The sequence below is a fragment of the Castellaniella sp. S9 genome (assembly GCF_027257175.1).
GTDB lineage: Bacteria > Pseudomonadota > Gammaproteobacteria > Burkholderiales > Burkholderiaceae_B > Castellaniella.
Genome location: NZ_JAPFGD010000009.1, coordinates 22,476 through 40,329 on the forward strand (window position 1 = coordinate 22,476; position 17,854 = coordinate 40,329).

Annotated in this window: 24 protein-coding genes, 1 tRNA gene and 1 pseudogene; 10 read left to right on the top strand and 16 right to left on the bottom strand. The window is 66.7% G+C overall.

The window, feature by feature from the left end:
• The first annotated feature begins 1 nt into the window (after position 1).
• Genes OOZ48_RS14685 through OOZ48_RS14695 form a run of 3 tightly spaced genes read left to right on the top strand, consistent with a single transcriptional unit; the run spans position 2 to position 2,346 of the window.
• Positions 2-886 (top strand): polysaccharide deacetylase family protein, encoded by an 885-nt coding sequence (locus tag OOZ48_RS14685; RefSeq protein ID WP_269499610.1) that lies wholly within the window; start codon positions 2-4, stop codon positions 884-886.
• 12 nt (positions 887-898) lie between these two features.
• Positions 899-1,603: a GntR family transcriptional regulator gene (locus OOZ48_RS14690; RefSeq protein ID WP_269499612.1), complete on the top strand. Its 705-nt coding sequence runs from the start codon at positions 899-901 to the stop codon at positions 1,601-1,603.
• Positions 1,600-2,346 (top strand): aspartate/glutamate racemase family protein, encoded by a 747-nt coding sequence (locus OOZ48_RS14695; RefSeq protein ID WP_269499614.1) that lies wholly within the window; start codon positions 1,600-1,602, stop codon positions 2,344-2,346. The genes OOZ48_RS14690 and OOZ48_RS14695 overlap by 4 nt, the downstream gene beginning before the upstream one ends.
• Before the next feature lie 13 nt (positions 2,347-2,359).
• Here OOZ48_RS14695 and OOZ48_RS14700 read toward each other — a convergent pair whose 3' ends face one another.
• The 4 genes from OOZ48_RS14700 to OOZ48_RS14715 form a co-directional block, all read right to left on the bottom strand.
• Positions 2,360-2,785, bottom strand: a complete 426-nt coding sequence (locus OOZ48_RS14700; RefSeq protein ID WP_269499616.1) for a hypothetical protein — start codon at positions 2,783-2,785, stop codon at positions 2,360-2,362.
• 45 nt (positions 2,786-2,830) lie between these two features.
• Positions 2,831-3,166, bottom strand: coding sequence for a type II toxin-antitoxin system HicB family antitoxin (locus OOZ48_RS14705; protein ID WP_269499618.1), 336 nt, complete (start codon positions 3,164-3,166; stop codon positions 2,831-2,833).
• Entirely contained in the window at positions 3,163-3,420 is a 258-nt protein-coding gene (locus OOZ48_RS14710; RefSeq protein WP_269499620.1) for a type II toxin-antitoxin system HicA family toxin, read from the bottom strand. The genes OOZ48_RS14705 and OOZ48_RS14710 overlap by 4 nt, the downstream gene beginning before the upstream one ends.
• Positions 3,421-3,547: 127 nt before the next feature.
• The gene (locus tag OOZ48_RS14715) at positions 3,548-4,273 is read right to left on the bottom strand and encodes a DUF2946 family protein (protein WP_269499621.1); all 726 of its coding nucleotides are present in this window, start codon (positions 4,271-4,273) and stop codon (positions 3,548-3,550) included.
• Between the two features lie 232 nt (positions 4,274-4,505).
• Here OOZ48_RS14715 and OOZ48_RS14720 point away from each other — a divergent pair, with 232 nt between their 5' ends.
• The 3 genes from OOZ48_RS14720 (at position 4,506) to OOZ48_RS14730 (ending at position 5,491) form a co-directional block, all read left to right on the top strand.
• Complete coding sequence (locus OOZ48_RS14720) at positions 4,506-4,823, top strand: hypothetical protein (RefSeq protein ID WP_269499623.1); 318 nt, start codon at positions 4,506-4,508, stop codon at positions 4,821-4,823.
• 119 nt (positions 4,824-4,942) lie between these two features.
• Positions 4,943-5,185, top strand: coding sequence for a hypothetical protein (locus tag OOZ48_RS14725; protein WP_269499625.1), 243 nt, complete (start codon positions 4,943-4,945; stop codon positions 5,183-5,185).
• Positions 5,186-5,248: 63 nt separating this feature from the next.
• Positions 5,249-5,491 carry a hypothetical protein gene (locus tag OOZ48_RS14730; protein ID WP_269499627.1) on the top strand — a complete coding sequence of 81 codons (243 nt, stop codon included), beginning with the start codon at positions 5,249-5,251 and terminating at the stop codon, positions 5,489-5,491.
• Between the two features lie 205 nt (positions 5,492-5,696).
• Here OOZ48_RS14730 and OOZ48_RS14735 read toward each other — a convergent pair whose 3' ends face one another.
• Both OOZ48_RS14735 and OOZ48_RS14740 read right to left on the bottom strand, forming a co-directional pair.
• Positions 5,697-6,086 (bottom strand): type II toxin-antitoxin system HicB family antitoxin, encoded by a 390-nt coding sequence (locus OOZ48_RS14735; RefSeq protein ID WP_269499629.1) that lies wholly within the window; start codon positions 6,084-6,086, stop codon positions 5,697-5,699.
• 29 nt (positions 6,087-6,115) lie between these two features.
• Positions 6,116-6,244 (bottom strand): annotated as a pseudogene (locus tag OOZ48_RS14740) (type II toxin-antitoxin system HicA family toxin); the annotation flags it as partial.
• 367 nt (positions 6,245-6,611) lie between these two features.
• Between OOZ48_RS14740 and OOZ48_RS14745 the strand changes: the two are divergent.
• The gene (locus OOZ48_RS14745; RefSeq protein ID WP_269499631.1) at positions 6,612-6,809 is read left to right on the top strand and encodes a hypothetical protein; all 198 of its coding nucleotides are present in this window, start codon (positions 6,612-6,614) and stop codon (positions 6,807-6,809) included.
• Positions 6,810-7,107: 298 nt separating this feature from the next.
• Here OOZ48_RS14745 and OOZ48_RS14750 read toward each other — a convergent pair whose 3' ends face one another.
• The 3 genes from OOZ48_RS14750 to OOZ48_RS14760 all read right to left on the bottom strand — a co-directional run bounded on the left by OOZ48_RS14750 (position 7,108) and on the right by OOZ48_RS14760 (position 8,348).
• Positions 7,108-7,539: a type II toxin-antitoxin system HicB family antitoxin gene (locus OOZ48_RS14750; RefSeq protein WP_269499634.1), complete on the bottom strand. Its 432-nt coding sequence runs from the start codon at positions 7,537-7,539 to the stop codon at positions 7,108-7,110.
• A 186-nt stretch (positions 7,540-7,725) separates the two neighbouring features.
• A complete protein-coding gene (locus tag OOZ48_RS14755; protein WP_269499636.1) occupies positions 7,726-8,073 on the bottom strand; it encodes a helix-turn-helix domain-containing protein in 348 nt (115 codons plus the stop codon).
• Between the two features lie 20 nt (positions 8,074-8,093).
• On the bottom strand, positions 8,094-8,348 hold the full coding sequence (locus tag OOZ48_RS14760) for a type II toxin-antitoxin system RelE family toxin (RefSeq protein ID WP_269499637.1): 255 nt from the start codon (positions 8,346-8,348) through the stop codon (positions 8,094-8,096).
• 103 nt (positions 8,349-8,451) lie between these two features.
• Between OOZ48_RS14760 and OOZ48_RS14765 the strand changes: the two genes are divergently transcribed.
• The gene (locus OOZ48_RS14765; RefSeq protein ID WP_269499639.1) at positions 8,452-8,745 is read left to right on the top strand and encodes a hypothetical protein; all 294 of its coding nucleotides are present in this window, start codon (positions 8,452-8,454) and stop codon (positions 8,743-8,745) included.
• Between the two features lie 102 nt (positions 8,746-8,847).
• On the opposite strand, the gene OOZ48_RS14770 is transcribed toward OOZ48_RS14765, so the two are convergent.
• From OOZ48_RS14770 to OOZ48_RS14785, 4 genes are all read right to left on the bottom strand, one after another.
• Positions 8,848-8,921, bottom strand: a tRNA-Cys gene (locus tag OOZ48_RS14770).
• Positions 8,922-8,984: 63 nt separating this feature from the next.
• Positions 8,985-9,884 carry a DMT family transporter gene (locus OOZ48_RS14775; protein WP_269499641.1) on the bottom strand — a complete coding sequence of 300 codons (900 nt, stop codon included), beginning with the start codon at positions 9,882-9,884 and terminating at the stop codon, positions 8,985-8,987.
• A complete protein-coding gene (locus tag OOZ48_RS14780) occupies positions 9,881-11,119 on the bottom strand; it encodes an MFS transporter (protein ID WP_269499643.1) in 1,239 nt (412 codons plus the stop codon). Before OOZ48_RS14780 ends, OOZ48_RS14775 begins: the two co-directional genes overlap by 4 nt.
• Before the next feature lie 19 nt (positions 11,120-11,138).
• Complete coding sequence (locus OOZ48_RS14785; protein ID WP_269499646.1) at positions 11,139-12,266, bottom strand: metallophosphoesterase; 1,128 nt, start codon at positions 12,264-12,266, stop codon at positions 11,139-11,141.
• A gap of 201 nt (positions 12,267-12,467) precedes the next feature.
• Here OOZ48_RS14785 and OOZ48_RS14790 point away from each other — a divergent pair, with 201 nt between their 5' ends.
• Positions 12,468-13,712 carry an MFS transporter gene (locus OOZ48_RS14790; RefSeq protein ID WP_442867598.1) on the top strand — a complete coding sequence of 415 codons (1,245 nt, stop codon included), beginning with the start codon at positions 12,468-12,470 and terminating at the stop codon, positions 13,710-13,712.
• Positions 13,709-14,617: a LysR substrate-binding domain-containing protein gene (locus OOZ48_RS14795; protein WP_269499648.1), complete on the top strand. Its 909-nt coding sequence runs from the start codon at positions 13,709-13,711 to the stop codon at positions 14,615-14,617. The genes OOZ48_RS14790 and OOZ48_RS14795 overlap by 4 nt, the downstream gene beginning before the upstream one ends.
• Positions 14,618-14,623: 6 nt before the next feature.
• Here OOZ48_RS14795 and OOZ48_RS14800 read toward each other — a convergent pair whose 3' ends face one another.
• Genes OOZ48_RS14800 through OOZ48_RS14810 form a run of 3 tightly spaced genes read right to left on the bottom strand, consistent with a single transcriptional unit; the run spans position 14,624 to position 17,852 of the window.
• Positions 14,624-15,541 carry a polysaccharide deacetylase family protein gene (locus tag OOZ48_RS14800; RefSeq protein WP_269499650.1) on the bottom strand — a complete coding sequence of 306 codons (918 nt, stop codon included), beginning with the start codon at positions 15,539-15,541 and terminating at the stop codon, positions 14,624-14,626.
• A 21-nt stretch (positions 15,542-15,562) separates the two neighbouring features.
• On the bottom strand, positions 15,563-16,525 hold the full coding sequence (locus tag OOZ48_RS14805) for an asparaginase (protein WP_269499652.1): 963 nt from the start codon (positions 16,523-16,525) through the stop codon (positions 15,563-15,565).
• A complete protein-coding gene (locus tag OOZ48_RS14810) occupies positions 16,515-17,852 on the bottom strand; it encodes an MmgE/PrpD family protein (RefSeq protein ID WP_269499654.1) in 1,338 nt (445 codons plus the stop codon). Before OOZ48_RS14810 ends, OOZ48_RS14805 begins: the two co-directional genes overlap by 11 nt.
• Between the last annotated feature and the right edge of the window lie 2 nt (positions 17,853-17,854).

A 17,854-nucleotide genomic window follows, 5' to 3' on the forward strand; every position in this document is an offset into this window, starting at 1 on the left:
CATGCGTGATTTGGTGGGGTATGGGAACCGGCCGCCGGCGGTGGCTTGGCCGGAAGGCGCGCGGGTCGCCGTGTCTTTCGTCTTGAACTTCGAGGAGGGCGCCGAGTTCAGCATCGCCGACGGCGACGCGTTCAACGAGTCGGTCTACGAGGTCATCGACCAGCAGAGCGTGCTGGACCCCTGCATCGACAGCCATTTCGAGTACGGCACGCGGGTCGCGTACTGGCGGATCGCGGACCTGGCCGAGCAATACGGCGTGCCCATGACCGTCAGCGCCTGCGGCCGCGCGGTCGAGCGCTCGCCTTGGCTGGTGCAGGACGCGGCCCGGCGCGGCCACGAGATCGCGGCCCATGGATTCCGCTGGGAAACCCATGCGGGCATGGCCTTGGAGGACGAGCGCCGGGCCATCGCCGCCACCGTCGATGCCATCCGCGGCGCGGTCGGCAAGGCGCCCGTGGGCTGGCATACGCGCTCGGTGCGCACCGGGAACACCCGTGCGCTGCTGCGCGAGCAGGGTTTCCTGTACGACAGCGATGCCTATAATGACGACACCCCTTATTTCGTGGACGTGGGCGGGGCGCGGCATCTGGTCCTGCCTTATACATTCGACACCAACGACATGCAGTTCCAGCATTCCAACCGCTTCGATACGGGCGCCTCGTTCGCCGCCTACGTCTGCGACGGATACGACTGGCTGCATCGCGAGGGCGACCGCTTTCCCCGCATGCTGTCGATCGGCTTGCACCTGCGCATGATCGGCAGGCCGGCGCGCATGGGCGGCCTCGAGCGCATATTCCAGCACTTGGCCCAGCGCAAGGGCGCCTGGATCGCGACGCGCGAGCAGATCGCGCGCCACTGGATCGACAACGCGCCCGCGGGCGCCTAGGGCGGCATGCCGATGACGGGACGGTTCGATGACCAGGCGATCCATGCCATTTTGTCCGAGGCCCTGCTGTCCGGCCGATTGATGGCCGGCGCGAAACTGGGCGAACAGCGCCTGGCGGCGGTGTTCGGCGTGACGCGCGAACGCATCCGCAAGGTGCTGCTGCGCCTGGGCCACGAGCGCCTGATCGAAACCTTCCCCAATCGCGGCGCCTATGTCGTCAATCCCAGCATCGAGGACGCGCGCGAGATCTACGAGGCGCGCCGCGTCGTCGAGGGCGGCATCGCCTGGCACGTCGCCGAGCGTCTCAGCGACGAACAGCAGACCGTCCTGAGGGCGCATTTCACCAGCGAGCGCCAGGCGCACCAGCACCGCAGCCGGGCGGATTCCGTGCGCCTGTCGGGCGAATTCCACATCCTGCTGGCGCGCATGACCAAGAACGAATTCGTCATCCGCACCATGCAGGAACTGGTTGCCCGCACCTCCATGCTGGTCGCGTTCTTCGAGGACAGCAACGCGTCCGAATGCGCCGTCGACGAACACGAGGAAATCCTCCTCGCCCTGGAAAGCCGCAACCCGGCGGCCGCGGCGCACGCCATGATGGCGCACCTGGCGCTGATCGAGACCCGCCTGCACCCGCGCGCGGCACCCGCCGGCAAGGCGGACCTGCTGCCGGCGCTGAACGCGGCCATCGAGGCGTATGAGGCGCGCGCGAAATGAACATTGTGCTGCTGAATCCGAATACCTCGCTTGCCATGACCGAGCACATCGTGCGCGAGGCCGGTCGACATGGCTGGCCCGGCGCCTCGCTGGTGCCGGTCACCGCCCGCTTCGGCGGCGAGGTCATCGCGTCCCGGGCGTCCTACGCGATCGCCGCCCATGCCGCGCTGGATGCGTATGCCTGTCATGTGGGGCGGGGCGCCGCGGCCATTGTTTTGGCGTGTTTCGGCGACCCCGGATTGGAGGCCCTGCGCGAGGTCTCGGGGGTTCCGGTCGTGGGCCTGCTGGAATCAGCGGTCGCCGAGGCGGCGCGCGCCGGCGGCCCCTTCGGCATCGTCACCGCCGGCCCCGCCTGGGTCCCCATGCTGGACGAGCGCATCCGCTCGGGCCCCCACGCCGCACTGTCGCGCGGCGTGTTCGCCATCCAGACCACCGGCCTGGATGTCACCCGCGATCCTGACGGCTTTGTCGAGGTCTTGCAGGAGGCGGTCAACGCCGCAACCGCGGCCGGCGCGGACACCGTGATCCTGGGCGGCTCCGCCCTGGCGGGTTTCGGACCGCGTCTGTCGGGCAAGACCCGCCTTATCGATCCCCTCGAGGCCGCTATGGCCGAGGTGCGACGGTGCCTGGATGCGGGGGGTGGTCCTGGTTGCCTCGCCGGAGCCGTCGATTCGGCGACAGGGCCGAAGGTGTCGATCGCGTATCGGGGCGTGAGTCCGGAACTGCAGGCGGTGCTGGCGTAGGTGCTGCAGGTTGCTACGAATCTGATGTGTCGTTGTTCGCAGCGAGCTTCAGCCACCGGAGCACCAGCCCCCAGACCAGGGCCGCCAGCGCCACGCCGATCAAATTACCCGTGATGTCGCCCAGGCTGAAGTCCCGCGTCGCGGGCTGCAGAGCGTGCTGCAGCCATTCCACCAGCGGCGCGGCCGCGATCAGCGCCGGCCACACTGCCCATGCCCATCGATGTCCGCAGGCGGCCAGTGCGGCGCACAGCCCGAGGCCCATGAAGGCCAGTACATGCATCGCCTTGTCTGACTCATAGAACAGCTCGGGCGGCGATTCGGGCCGGAAGACGCCATAGCAGAACACCGCCAGGCAGACGCAGAACAGCGCCAGCCGGTGGCGCCAGATCAGCCCCGGCAGGGCGCCTTGAAGGATTCTGGGGGAGGATGTGGGTTGCACGGCCTGGGCGATCCCGATGACGACGCGCGGCTTTGTCAGTGCGGGCTACGCGTGGGCCGCCTCTGCGATGATACCGGAAACCCACTGGTTCAGGCTTTCCCCCTGGGCGGCGGCCGCAACGGCGGCCGCCTCATGGATCTCGGGTGCGACCCGCAACACGAATTTCCCGGAAAAGTGCCGGCGGGGCTCGATATTGCGCTTGGCGCACTCGTCGATGAAGGCCTGGAGCGAGAGCTGGCCTTCGCGCCGCAATCCGGCGATATCCGCAGCGTAGAAATCCGCGCCGCCGTTCAGGCCCAGGAACTCGCCTCGAAGCATCTCGATGTCCGGATCGTAATGAATGACAGCCCGGTGTCCGTCAATCGACATGATGTTCTTCATGGCTTGACTCCGTTTTCCTCAAACCATCGGCGGATCGACGCAACGGCGCCTTTGTCGATATCCGGAGATGGGTGAGGGCGGTGCATCACTTTCACTTGTCCAAATAGAAAGATCGCTACGCGGGATCCTTCGCGCTCGGTGATTTCTGCGCCGAGTTCAATGAACAGGGCAACCGCGTCGTTCCATCTCACACCGGAGGGGGTTGGTCTGGAAAAAATCAATTCCAGCGTTTTGCGATTTCTTCCTCTGTTCATGATATGGTACTAAAAAATAGTATCATTAGCAATGAAAAATAGCCGGAGCACGACATTACGACGCTAGAGGCTGTATGTGCGGGAATCGGTCGGTTGCAGGCGCAAACCTTTTTATCCGATAGCGTAGTTACGGCAACGGCCGGCGAACGAATCCGAGTGTAGCTTCCAGCCGGCCAGGCGGTATCCTGTCCAAAGAGGCAGTTGTCGCAGGGGATTTTCCCGCTGCATCGGCCGTCCGACCGTCGTCGGGCGACGGTTCCGTTCCACCGAATTGCAGGGCGGGGACGGCCTGTATGTCGGCCTCCAGCAGTGCGGTCAGTGCGCGCCCGTCGGGGGTGTGCAGCGCATCGATGACCTCGCCCACGTCCCGCCCCGCCACCAGGCCGGCGCCGGCGTCCGCCTGGGCGTACAGGTGGCCGTCCTCGTCCAGCCACCAGCGCAGGACCGGCCCGTAGATTTGTCCGGTGTGGGTCCTCAACACCAGTCCGCGTTCCGCGTCCCGGTCGGTGCGCAGGATCCACGGCGCCCCGTCCAACCTCACGTAGACGCGCTGCGGCCCATTCTGGAAATACCAGCGGCCTTGCGCGTCGGCTGCGTAATTGCGGCCGATGAATTCGAGGATCCGGGGATTGGTGATCGCCTCGCCGGGGTCGAGGGAAACATCGTCGGCGCCCGAAGCGTCGTTGGCCGATGCGGCTGCGTCGGCGGCACCGGATGCGCCTGCCCGGTCCACCACCCACCCGTGCCCCCGCGGATGCAGGCGCCAGGCGCCCTGGGACGACAGCGACAACCAGCCATAGACGTCGGGCACGTCCGGCCAGCGGGCCATGGCGGCGATGACTTCTGAATCCATGACCCTGGATTCTACGCCTGGCGTCATGCCGCCCGACCCGCAATCATGGAGCGAAACATAAAGATCGCGGTCGCGCTTGGCATATCCCTGGCCCAATTGGATATCTGAAGTCAACTCGTTTCATCCCACCCGCCGCCGATCGTGCGTATCAGGTCCACCACCGTCCGTGCGCGTTCGCCGTCGAGGTGCACGGCGGCGCGCCGCTGCTGCAAGACCATGCCGGCACCGCGCCGTGCATCACTTCGCCGACGCCTCGGGCAAGGGGCTGGACTGGAGTTTCCTGGTGGACGGCCAGGTCGTGGACGTGCCGGTCAAGAGCGTGGTCTCGGTCAACGATTCCGAGGCCTACCTGCACAACCGCCACCTGTCATCCAAAGTCCGCGTATTCGTCGACTGGGTCAGCGAACTGTTCGAACACTGCCCCCGCATGGCGCACTGCGTGGGCCGAGTCGATCATCGCCAGGCCTGCGACTTCGGCGGCAAGGGCATAGTGCCCAAGACCTTGCGCGATGTCCTGCAGCCCGAGACGATGGAGGCGAGTGTGTCGTAATGGGCGTCGGGGCAGCATCTGCTTACACCGCGAGCCATTCGGACAGGGCGCTGGCGCGATTATTTGTTAGGGTGTCTGGATGCCATGCACGGTGGGTCCACCTTTCAAGAGAGGCAGGAATGAATCAGCAAAAGCAGCCAGGCGAGCCGCCGGATGAGTCTGTGGAGTCGATATTCGTGGAGCGGCCGGGCCCCAAACCCGAACTTGAGTCCGACGTCCACCCGCAGCGCCATCCCGACGAGGATCCCTTGCCGGACGAATCCGACAACATCCCCGGCGATGAAAGCGATCCGAACCTGGTCCAGGGCCGGCAGGTCGCCCCGGATGAGGATCCCGGGGTGGGTTCGCGGCGCCGCAAATAGCCGGCGGCCGCACGGCCGGAATGGGCGTCGGCCGCATGGCGCCGATCTGGCCGAGGAGGAAGAATGCACAGGCTAGGCGCCATCCTGATGATACTGGGTGCGAACATCGCTGTCGGGTCGCTGGTGGCCGCCTTCTGGCGGGCGTCCTACGTGTGCGCAAGCAAAGCCGACGGCGGCACTTGCGCAGAGGGCGCCTTCAGAGTGTTCCTCCAGCTATTGGCCTCTGCGGAGGGCATCGTATTCTGGATCGTGGTGATGATCGGCCTGCTGGTGTTCTGGCGGGGCAAGCGGATACGGGGCCGCTGAGGCAGTCGCAGGTATTGGCTTACTTGATAACAGCCGCTGCCGTGAACGCCAGTGCGGACAAGATTGACGCCCGCCTCGTTCCGCACGCTACTAGAGGCCCCTGCGGGGCGGGCCAGTAAGCACGGGCTGAGCCCCCTGACCAGCTGTGCCCCCACGCCTACGGCGCGGGTCTTCGCTCGATTTGATCCGGGGCGGGTTTTCTGTTTCAGGCTTCCGTCATTTCCCGCTCTGCCGCCTTCGCCAGGAAGGCGGAGCGCGACAGGCGTTGGGCCTTGGCCACCGCGTCGATGCGATGCACCAGGTTCTCCGGCAGGCTGATGTTCAGCCGAACGGCCTTGGTATTGACCTTGGAGAGGTCGATATCCACCATCATCCAAAAGCCACCCGAAAAGTCCTTTTTTCCTTTCCAGGCTTCGGGCGCGCTAGGGCCGGGGATCGCGTGTGTTTCGCCATGAAAGTGCGCCTCGACGGCCTCCTGGGCGGCACGGGGCAGGTCTTGCAGTTCGTCGGCACCCGCGAAGCAGCCGGGGAAGTCAGGAAAGGACGCACCATAGGCACTGTCACGGTCCTTGTGTACATGGATTGGATAAAGCATTGAGTCCTCCATTTTTACGATCAGCGCGCTTATCGCAGTCCAGCCTGCCTCAAGATGCTGCGCACGGTCGGGGCCGGGAGATCTTTTTTAGGATGCGGCACCGTCACCTTGCCTGGCGTGGTTGGGTGTTTGAACTGATGGTGGGAGCCCACTGTGTGCGCTAGTGTGCTGTTTGGCTAGTTCGTGCATTTAAATTCGGATGCATGGACTTGTCAGGCAAGGCGCAAACCGCAGGGATAGCCGTGGCTATCCCGAGGATTTGCAACGCCGCATGGCAAGTTCAGGCGCCGAAGTTAAGTATGCGAACTAGCCAAACAGCGCACTAGGTACCAGCCATCGGCCTTCAGCTTCCTGATGAGGTCTGCGCTGTTCATCTATAAATTATACACAATAATACACAACATTGAATCGAGGCCTGGCAGGGTAGGAGTAATCCCCCTTTTTCAGCAGTAGGCTTTCGTAGAACGTGTCAAGAGAGGGGGGCGTTTCTGGCATACTGACTCCATCGACTAATCGGAGGTCTGTATGTCAGAGGCACAAAGCAAGATCCAGGAAAGCAGGATCACCAGGAAGCATCGCGCTCGAGCGGCCGATGTCGTGGGCCAGTTCCTTGCGATCAGAGCCAGCCTGAAGCAAGCCGAGGCGGGTGGCGATGAGGTCGACGACCTCGACGAGGTCGCCGCTCAGTTGACAGTGGCGGCATTCAAGCACGCCAAGCGGTAGCGCTCAGCAAGTAAAAATGTGCCTCGCCTTCGAAAGGGCGAGGCTTTTCATCTCCGGCCCTTCTAGTGTCGTGTCTCAGAAATACGTAGCCATGATGAAATCGGTGGATTCGTGTCCGGGGCAAGGCGCAAAGCGCAGCGATAGCCCGTGCTATCGCGAGCATTTGCAACGCCGCCCCGGGCGCGAAGACACGATTTCATGGATGCGTATTTCTGAGACACGACACTAGGGTGCGGCCGAAGTCCTGCCGCAGCAGGCCGCCCGGGTTGATCACCGGGCGATGGATTAATTAAAGCCGTCAGGCCAGGGCGACATCAAGGCGTCGTCCCAAGACAGACAGTGCCGCATCGACGGCCTCGATCTTAGATGCGTGGCCCAAGTCGAGTAACCGATCAACCTGCGGCGGATGAACACCCAAAGCTCGGGCCAAGTCGGCCTTGCGCATTCCTTGGCGGACCATTTCATTGGCAAGGAGCAACTTTGCCGTAGCCGACGTACCCAGCATGACCGTTGCCCCAGAATCGAAGGAAACGGCGGGAATAGGGCGACGCGCATCCATGTACAACTGTAGAGCGGCTTCCAGCCCCTCGGCGGCTTGGCTTGGAGCTTCGGCTTTCGTTTCGGCCACGGCGGCGGCTTCTGGCATGTCTGGGAACTGGATCAGTAGCGTGCCATTGTCGTCGGGCGTCAGGGTGTAGTGGTAGGTCAGCATGTGCGGGTTGTTTGCCATTGAAGCTCATCACCAAATACCAGGGGGTAGCCGACGCGCATGGTGCGGTCGTGGATCGCCGGCTGCCTGGTGCGTGCGTGCTGGCGTCATGCCAAAAACTTTGAGGCCCTGATCACCAAGGCCAGTGACATACTCAAGACATAGTTCGCATAACCACTGAGCCGCCTACGGGCGGCTCTGCCCAGGTCAGGAGTCCAATTGTTCCTGCGACAGCCCCATCGCGGCCGCGATGCGTTCCCGGGTCGCTTTCTTGGGCTTGGCGTCGGGCGCTTCCATTGCGGCATAGCTGGGCTGCCGAATCTCCAGTCGTTGAGCCATTTCGGTCTGGGTTAGGCCAAGATGTTCGCGCCAGGCGCGAATCATGCTCCAGCCGTTCTTCACATACAGGCGCATGACCTCGTGAGGGGTTGTGCCATCCGCAGGGATACGACCAGCGGGCTTCTGGCCGCCGGTGAGTTTCAGGTACTCGTCATAGGGCAGCACGACGAATGCCGGCTTGCCGTTGGCTTCGAGGATGGTGTGAGAGGTATTCATAATGGGGTCCGTGGTGCTGTTCAATAGGTTTGTTCGTCGCGCTTCCTAACCTGCTGGATTTCGATGATTCTGACCGTGGTGTCGGCATCGAACAGCACGCGATAGTTTCCGACTCGCATGCGGAATCCATACTCGTGTTTTGTGAGCGCGATCACATTTTTTGCATTGGGGAAGTTTTCCAGTTCGTCCACTGCGCCAATGATCGTTCCTTGTTCCTTTCGGTCGATCTTGCGAAGCTGCTTTTTCGCCTTATTGGACCAGTTGATCGCGTACATGGATTTTCCCTTACTTGTATAGCTTAATTATAGTTTAAGCTATAAATAGACACAAGAAAGATTTCAGGCTCGCAACAGCGGGCCTTTTTCATGGGCGCAAGAGATGAGCGAATCCCGTCTCTCAATCGTCATCGACTCGTGCAGCGCCGAGCAGAAGGCGAAGGACCTCGAAAAGGCCCTCGATGCGATGGATACGGCCGGCGTGCGCGTTGTCAGCACGGCAGGCAAGGCGGGACGATCGACCGACGCGGCTGGCAAGTCGCTTGTCGGTGTCGGAAGGGATGCTCGGAAGGGCGCGTCTGATATCGACTCGCTGAATCGCTCGCTCACCGAGACCGGCAAGCGGACGGCCGCGGCCGCGGCGACCTCTGGTGGCGCCATGCCGTTCAGCGCATAAAAATGCCCGCGCTGGGGCGGGCTGTCGCGGGCTTTTGCGGAAATGTTCCAGAATTGCGGAAATTCTTGATGGCGACTGAGGGCTGGAAAGCCGCAGGAATCCTGGAGGCGCAAGCCGGAATCGAACCGACGTATACGGATTTGCAGTCCGCTGCATCACCACTCTGCCATTGCGCCGGTGTGCATGTGCCCGTGACCGGGCGCTGACGTCCCCGTCCTAAGGAACGGGAAAGCCTGCAATTATACGGGATTCCGCGTCCGTGTGCCCAGGTAGGTGCCCGCCATCACCGCAACCAGCCCCACCAGGTGGTTCCAGCCCAGGTGCTCGTCCAGCAGCAGGGCGGCGAAGGCGCCGCCGAACACCGGCACCCAGTACAGGAACACCGCGGCGCGCGCCACGCCGATGCGGGCGATCGCGTTGTTCCAGATCAGGTTCACGATGGCGGTCGACACCGAGCCCGAAAAAATGATCAGGAACCAGATCCAGGCGCTGCCGGGCAGGGCGCCGCCGTATCCGGGGCCCCACAGCCCGGTATGGGCGATGAGCATCATCGCGCCCATGACATAAATGATGCCGCTGATCGTCAGGGCATCCAGCCGCCGTGCGATGCCCTGGATGAAAGCGCCGCCGCTGGAAAAGCTGAGGATGCCGGCCACCACCAGCAGGTCGCCCATACCCATTTCCGCCAGGTTGGCGCCGGCGTGGCCCAGGATGATGATGGCGACGCCGACAAACCCCAGCAGCACCCCCAGCAGGCGCACCGGCCCCAGCCGCTCGCCAAAGGCAATGGCCGCGATGATCCCCGAAGCCAGTGGGCTGAGCGCCATGATCAGGGCGCCGTTGGTGGCGGTGGTGCGCACCATGCCCTCGGTAAAGAGGATCTGGTTCATGTACACCATCAGGAAGGCGCAGGCGGCCAGGCCCATCCATTGGCGCCGGTCCAGACGGGCCAGGACGGGGCGGCGGATCAGCCAGATCGTGGTCAGGGTGGCGCTGGCGACCAGCATGCGCAGCATGGCGATCATCGTCGGGTCCAGGCTGTTCGTGAGCTGCTTGACGATGGTGACGTTCAGTCCCCAGATCGCCATCGACAACAGCAGGACGGCCTGGATGCCGTAGCGGTCCCGCAAATCGCTCATGTGGACGTCCCCCTGTTGTCACGTGTCTGGAAGCGCCGGGCGGCCACCAATGACAGCGCCAGCAACCCCACGCCGGCCGTGGCGAAGATCAGCGAATCGGCCAGATGGTCGGCGATCCAGGCGCCCGCCAGCACGCCTACCGATTGGCCGAGGAACAGGACGCAGGCGAACAGCGACATGGCGACGCCACGCGCCGACGGCGCCATCTGGGTGGCGTTCGTCTGCAAGGTATTGTGCAGGCAATAGAAGCCGAAGCCGGCCAGCACACAGGCCGCCGGCGCCCAGGCCAGCACCGGGACATAGGCCAGGGACAGATACCCCACGCACAGCAGCACGCCGCCCAGGCGCGCCAGTCCCGATTCGCCGATGCGGCGCAGCAGCCGCCCGGCCACCCGCGTGTAGAGGAATCCGCCGACCCCATAGCACGCCGCGATGCCGCCGGCCATCGACAGCGACACCGCATGGTGGCCCTGCAGCAGGCTGGGCACGAAGGCGATGGCGCCGAATGCGAACGCCCCTTCGATCGTGGTCACGGCGAGGAGCCAGCGGGCGCGCGGCAAGGCCAGGATGCCCAGCATTGCGGGGCGCCCCTTGCGACCGGCCGTCGTGGGCGGCGCGTCGCCGCGCGCGGTGCGCAGCAGCAGGCCGCCGGCGGCGAGAAAGACAACGGCGATCAGGGCGAACACCGGGCGCCAGCCGATCCATTCGGCGATCAGGCCGCTGAGCCATTGCCCGGCGAGCATGCCCGTGACCCCGGCGCTGACCAGCCGCGCCAGGGCGACCTGGCGCTGGTCGTAGGGCACGTTGTCGCCCAGCCAGGCCATCGCCAAGGGAAAAATGCCCGCCGCGAAGGCGCCCGATACCGTGCGCGCCGCCACCAGCCAGTCCAATGAGGAGGCGAAGAACGCGCCGGCGTTGCCGATCACGCAGGCCAGTGCGCACAGCGCGATGATGCGCAGCTTGCCGTAGCGGTCGCCCAGGGGGCCGAAGCCCAGCTGGAACACCCCGTAGGCCACCGCAAAGACGAAGATCACCCGGGCGGCCTGGCCCACCGTGACCGAGAATTCCGCAGCGAGCGCGGGCAGCAGCGTGTCACAGGCCCGCATCGAGGCGATGCTGGCGAAACAGCAGGCGCCCAGCAGCCATGCGATGGCGGCCTGGGATGCGGGGGCCGCGGGCGAATGTTCGGCTGGGGTGTCGATGCTGTGTTTCCGGTGGACGCTGTAACCTGCCACACTATATAAGAAATCGCGCTCAGCGGCGCGCCCGTAGAACGATCAGCGTGATTTCCGACGGCCGTCCCAGGCGGATCGCCAGGCCGTTCCACAGCCCCGTGCCGTTGCTGAGGTACATCTGCATGTCGCCGACCCGGTACATGCCCGACACGTACCCGTTGTTGGCCCATTGCGTCAGCACGTGCGGCCCCAGGATCTGGCCGCCGTGCGTATGGCCCGACAACTGCAGCTTCACCCCCGCCTTGGCGTTTTCCCCCGCGTTGCCTGGGCGGTGGTCCAGCAGGATCACGGGGATGTCCGGGTCGATGCCCTCCAGCGCCGCCGCCAGGTCGGGCTGCGCCTGGCCGAACGCGGCCGCCTGGCGGTCGGTGACGCCCGCGACCGCGAGGGCCGCGTCCCCGCGTTCGATGCGCACGTGCTCGTTTTCCAGCATGCGCAGGCCCAGGGCGCGGTAGGCGATCATCCAGCGCCGGTAGTCGGCATAGTATTCATGGTTGCCGGGAATCGCCAGGACGCCGTCGCGCGCCCGCAGCTCGCCCAGCGGACGCACGTCGGCGACGCGCGCCTCGGGCGTGCCGTCGGCGATGTCGCCGGTGATGACGGTCAGGTCGGGATCCAGCGCATTCGTCCGTTCGGCGACGGCCGCCATCCAGGCGCCGTTCAACAGCCGGCTGGCATGCAGGTCGGTCAGCTGCACGACGCGATAGCCGTCGAAGGCCTGCGGCAGGCCCGGCACGGTGATTTCCAGCGTCTTGACGTCGGGCACCCGCACGGCCTGCCAGACGCCGATCGCCGACAGCAGCAGGGCCAGCGGCCCCAGGGACAGCAGTACGGCGGGGCCCGCCAGGATCGCGCGCCCCGCGCCGGGCGCGGCCAGATACACCAGCCCGCCCGCCACGTCGCGCAGCAACAGCAACAGCGCCAGCAGCAGGAAGGCGCCAAAAATCCAATTCAGGCCGGCCAGCACCTCGTAGGGCAGCTCGGGCGAGGCCATCGAGCCGAAAAACCGCCGCGTGATGCGGTGCTGCTGGGCCACCAGCAGCAGCACGAGGGCCAGGCCGATCCGGCCGGCCCATCCGCAGGGCAGCGGCCAGACGAAACGCCAGACGACGTACAGCCAGATGGCTCCGGTGATGAAAGGCAGCATGAGGTCCTTGGATACAGCGTGTTGCTTGGGACCTCGTATGTTAGCAAGGGCTTCGGTTGCAAGAATTCCCGCAGCGGGCGGCATCGGGTTACAGTAGCCAGCACTCCCCGCAATGATCCGCATGGCCAGCCTGCGGCATCCTTGCCGGGGCGGCGGGCGGGCCGCTTTATCCGCCGGCCCGGCCATCGACCGAGGACCATCTTGCCAGTCACCGAATCCTCGCCGTCCCAGGCGGCTTCACCCGCATTGTCCGCGCGCGAGCAGCGCGGCAACATCGCCCGCCTGACGGTGGCCCAGGCGCTGGCCGGGGCGAATTCCGTCGTGGTCTACGCGACCGGCGCCATCATCGGCCACATGCTGGCGCCCGACAAGGCGCTGGCGACCCTGCCGATTTCGATTTTCGTGGTGGGCATGGCCGCCTGCATCCTGCCGGCCGGCGCGGTGGCCCGGCGCCACGGCCGGCGCGCGGCCTTCCTGGCCGGCACCGCCTGCGGGGTCCTGGCCGGCCTGCTGGCGGCGCCCGCGGTGATCCTCGGTTCGTTCTGGCTGTTTTGCCTGGCCACGTTCTTTGGCGGCGCCTATGCGGCCGTGGTGCTGTCGTTTCGCTTCGCGGCGGCGGACGGCGTGACCCCGGCGCTGCGTCCGCGCGCGCTGTCCTTCGTCATGGGCGGCGGCGTCGTGGCCGGGGTGATCGGCCCGCAGCTGGTCACCTACACCATGCATTTGTGGCCGCCGCACATGTTCGCGGCGACTTTCATCGCACAGGCGGCCGCGGCCGCCTTGTCCGGCCTCGTGCTGCTGGGGGTGCGGCTGCCCATGCCCTCGGCGGCCGACGTGGCGGGGGGCCGGCCGATGGGCGTGATCGTGCGCCAGCCGCTGTTCGTCACCGCGGTGATCTGCGGCGCGGTGTCGTACCTGCTCATGAACTTCCTGATGACGGCCGCGCCCCTGGCGATGCAGCTGTGCGGCCATTCCCAGGAAAACTCCAACCTCGGCCTGCAATGGCACGTGATCGCCATGTACGCGCCCAGCTTTTTCACCGGCCGGCTGATCACGCGCTTTGGCGCCAAGCGCATCGTCGCGGCCGGCCTGGCGCTGACGGGGATATCCGCGGCCGTGGGGCTGACGGGCATCGACATCGCCCATTTCTGGCTGACCCTCATCCTGCTGGGCGTGGGCTGGAATTTCGGCTTCATCGGCGCGTCCGCGCTGGTCCTGGAATGCCACCGCCCCGAGGAAAAGACGCGCGTGCAGTCGCTCAACGACTTCATCGTGTTCGGCACGATGACGTTCGGCTCGTTCGCCTCGGGCGGGCTGCTGGCGGTCTATGATTGGGACATGGTGCTGTGGGTCTCGTTCGCGCCGCTGGCCCTGGCGACGATCGCGCTGGCGCTGGCGCCCGCGTCGCCCGGCGCCCCGGCCGGCGGGCACAGAGGAAACGCATGAATCTACGGCAGATCGAGGTTTTCAGGGCCATCATGGTGACCGGATCGGTCAGCGATGCGGCCCGCCTGCTGCATGTGTCGGCGCCGGCCGTCAGCCGGGTCCTGTCGCATGCCGAAAGCCAGCTGGATTTCCTGCTGTTCGAACGCATCAAGGGCCGCCTGTACCCCACCGAGGAGGCGCGCCGCCTGTACCATGAGATCGAACTGGTCTATCGCGGCGTGCAGCGCATCGACCGCCTGACCCACGAACTGGCCGAGCGCCGCCACGGCATGCTCAGCATCGTCAGCAGCCCCAGCATCGGCCATATCCTGGTGCCGCTGGCCATCGCCCGTTTCCACGCCAAGTACCCGGGCGTGCGCGTGCATTTCCATTGCCTGCAGTATCAATTGCTGAAGGAACGCCTGCTGAGCCGCCAGTCGCAGGTGGGCGTGTCGATCCTGCCGGTGGATCATCCGGGCCTGACCACGGTGCCCATCGCCAGGGGCCGCCTGCTGTGCATCTGTCCGCGCGAGCATCCACTGGCGGGACAGGCATCGGTCGCGCCCCGCGACCTGCGGCCCTGGCCGCTGATCACCTATCCGCCCGACACGCCGTTCGGCGCGCGCATCGAGCAATTGTTCGTCCAGGCGAACGTGCCGCTGAAGATCGCCATCGAGGTCGGTTCGCCGCAGAACGCCTGCTCGCTGGTCGGCGCGGGCGCGGGGGTTGCGCTGGTCGATGAGTTTTCGCTGCAGGCCTGGCCGGCGGCCGATTTCGTCGTCGTGCCGGTCAGGGACGCGCCGCCCATCGTGGCCGACCTCGTATACCTGCGCACCGAGCCGCTGTCGCCCGCGGCGGCCTCCTTCGTCAAGGCGTTCAACAGCGTGCTGGCCGAGCGCGGCCTCGAACCCCCGGTCGTCGCCTGAGGCGCCTCAATCCTGGTCGCCCGGCAGCGTGCCCGCGGGCAGGGTCTTGACGTGGTCCGCGATCTGCCCCGGGGTCGCGATCCAGATGTCGCCACGGTGGCGGACGATGTGCTCGATGACCTTGCGGTACTGCCGCAGGCGATAGGGCTGGCCCAGTATGAAGGTGTGCAGGACCAGGCTCATGACCAGCGGCCGGCGTTGCGATTCCTCCAGCATCTCGTCGAACTGGTCGATGAGGTTGTCGCAGTACAGCTGCGAGGGCGTGCGCCGCGACACGCACTCGATGGAATCGTTCAGGTCGTGCGAGTAGGGGATGGACAGGATGCGGCCGTGCCGGGTGCGCAGCCACACGGGTTGGTCGTCGATCGGCCAGTCCATCATGTAGTCATAGCCGTGTTCCTTCAGCAGGTCCAGGGACCGCGCCGTCTGGCAGATGTAGGGCGCGAGCCAGCCCTTGGGCGGGGCGCCCTCGCGGTCGCGTATGGTCTGGGTGACCTCGCGGATGCAGGCGATCTCCTCCTCCTCGGACATGTCGATCTGCCGCTCCGAATTCGTGCGGCCGTGGCCGACGATCTCGTGGCCCCCGGCGGAAAAGCGCTCGACCAACCCCGGGCAGTAGGCGTAGACGTCCGAATTCACCAGCAGGCCGTAGCGTAGGTCGTAGGCGTCGGCCAGGTCCAGCAGCCGGCAGGCGCCGACCCGGTTGCCGTAGTCGCGCCAGCCGTAGCTGCGCACGTTCAGGCCGGGCTGCGGGACCGCATAGTCGTTGCCGATGCCCGCGCCGAAGCGGAAATGCTCCACATTCAGGCTCAGGTGCACGGCCAGGCGCTTGCCGCCCGGCCATTCATAGGTCGGCCGGTCGTCGATGGCGGAATACGGATAGCGCCTGTGGCTGTCGATGCGGATGTCTGGTGCTGTGCTCATGAGGGTTCGTCCAAGGGAAATTCAGTCGGCGGGGGGAAACAGCTCGGCCGCGCTCAGGCCGGCCGACAGCCCGAACAGCAGCCGCAGGCGCGCCTTGGCCGCCGACAGGGCGCCGGCGGACACCAGGCCGCCGGCCTGCAGATGGATTTCGCCGCCGACCCCGCCGTAGGTGTGGTGCAGGATCTGGGCGGCGGCGCAGCGGCTGGCCAGCACCACCGGCAGGCCGTCGGCGGCGGCCCGGACCAGGGCCTCGGCCAGCGGGGCGGGGACGTGGCCGCCGCCCAGGGCCGCCACCACCAGGCCGTCGACGCGGTCGCGGATGGCCTCGACCAGGAGGCCGTCCGATCCGGCCGCGGCCCAGATGATCTCGACCCGTTTGCCGGGTGCGGCGGCGTGCGGCAGGCGTTCCGAGGGCAGCGGCCCGAAAAACGCCAGCGCCCGGCCTTCGGCCACCATGCCCACGGGGCCGGCCGGCGGCGAGCCGAAGGCGGCCACGCGGGTGCTGTGGACCTTGGCGACCCAGCGGGCCAGGTGGATCTCGTCCTGGTGGACGACCAGCGGCCCGTAGGCCGCGAACCGCGGCGTCGTGGCCACGGCGGCGGCCGCCGCCAGGTTGGCCGGGCCGTCCTCGCCGGGCGAGCCGGGCACGCGCATGGCGCCCGTCAGCACGACGGGAACCGGGGTGGGGACCAGCAGCGACAGCGCGTAGGCGGTTTCCTCCAGGGTGTCGGTGCCATGGGTGATGATGATCCCCTCGGCGCCGGCCTGGATGTCCTCGTCGACCGCGCGCGCCAGCGTCCACATGGCGGCCGGCGTCATGTTGCGGCTGGACAGCTGCGAGACGTCGCGCGTCGTCAAGACGATGTCCCGGCCCGCGGCCTGCGCGGCGGCCGCCAGCGTCTGCGCATCGCGTCCCGGCGTGGCGCCGCCGGCGCCCGCCTGGTTGGAAATCGTCCCGCCGGTGGCGAGCAGGCTAATGCGCATGGCCGTCGGCCCCGAGGAACAGGCGCGAGCAATCCGGCACGTCGAACAGATTCGTCATCCGGCCCCACCAGGCCCGCGCCAGCGCCTCGTTGCCGACGAGGCTATGGAACTTCAGCCGGACCTCGTCCGCGGTCAGGGGATCGCGGTAATGGCCGTGGGGATTGTCGACCTGCGCACCGTAGGTGTGCCCGTCCGTGGTCCGCACGGTGACCCGCGCGGGCGAGGCCCCCGGCCATTGGGCCTCCAGGTCGTCGGCCACGCGCACCTGCACGCGCTCGGCCAGCTGCGCGACGTCCGCCTCGTAGCGGAAGCTGTCCGCCTCGATGGCGCGGCCCAGCAGGGCGGCCGCGACCACGTAGGGCAGCGAGAACCGCGCCGACAGCGCATTGGGCGCCGACTGGCGCGCGAGTTTCATGTTGTTGTTGACGGTCTCGACGTCGACCTGCGCGATCTGCACCGGGTCGAGGGCCGGCAGCTGGCCGACGGCATCGACGGCCGCGTGGCTGAGCGCACAGGCGCTGTGGATCTTGAAGTAGTTGCGGGTCAGCCCCAGGCCGGCGTAGTCCAGGGGGGCGGACAGCGCGTCCGCGTCGGCCAGGGTGCCGGCCAGCAGGCCGAATGCCGACTCCAGGCTGGTCGGCGAACCCGCAAAGCCCGCCTCGGCCAGCCGGGACGCGCGGACCGCCAGTTCGGCGGCGCTGCCCATCCAGGTGTTGCGGGCCGTGGCCCCTTCGAAGCAGGCGTCCCAGACCGAGAGGATCGGGCTGGTGGCCGCGATGCGGGCGGCTTCGAGGGGGTCGCGGTCCAGGATCATGGCCACGGCGACCGCGCCGCCGACGGCGCCGAAATGCCCGTGCGGATGCGCGGGATAGCGCAGCCGGTAGGCCGTGAACAGCCGCGCCGTGACCTCGTAGCCGGCGATGACCGCGCGCAGCAGGGACTGGCCGTGGGCTTTCTCGGCCTCGGCGGTCGCGACCGCCGGGATGACGACCTGCATCCCCGGGTGGCCGGTGGGCCGCATGCCCTCGTCCAGTTCGACGAAGCTGCCCGCGGTCGCATTGAGGAAGGCCGCGCGCTCGGGCTCGGCGCGGACGGCGGCCTCGCCGAAGACCGTGGATCCGTATCGCGGGCCTTCGCCCGCCTGGCCGCGGCGGGACTCGATGTCGACCAGGCGCCGCATCTCGTCCTGGCGCTGGCCGGCGCGGCTGACGCCGACCGTGTCCGCGATGATGTGTCCGGCGCGTTCCAGCGAGGCCGCCGGGACGTGGGCCAGGTTGATGTCGGCCGCAATGCCGACCGCGCGATCCAGTAGGGCTGGCTGCGACATGT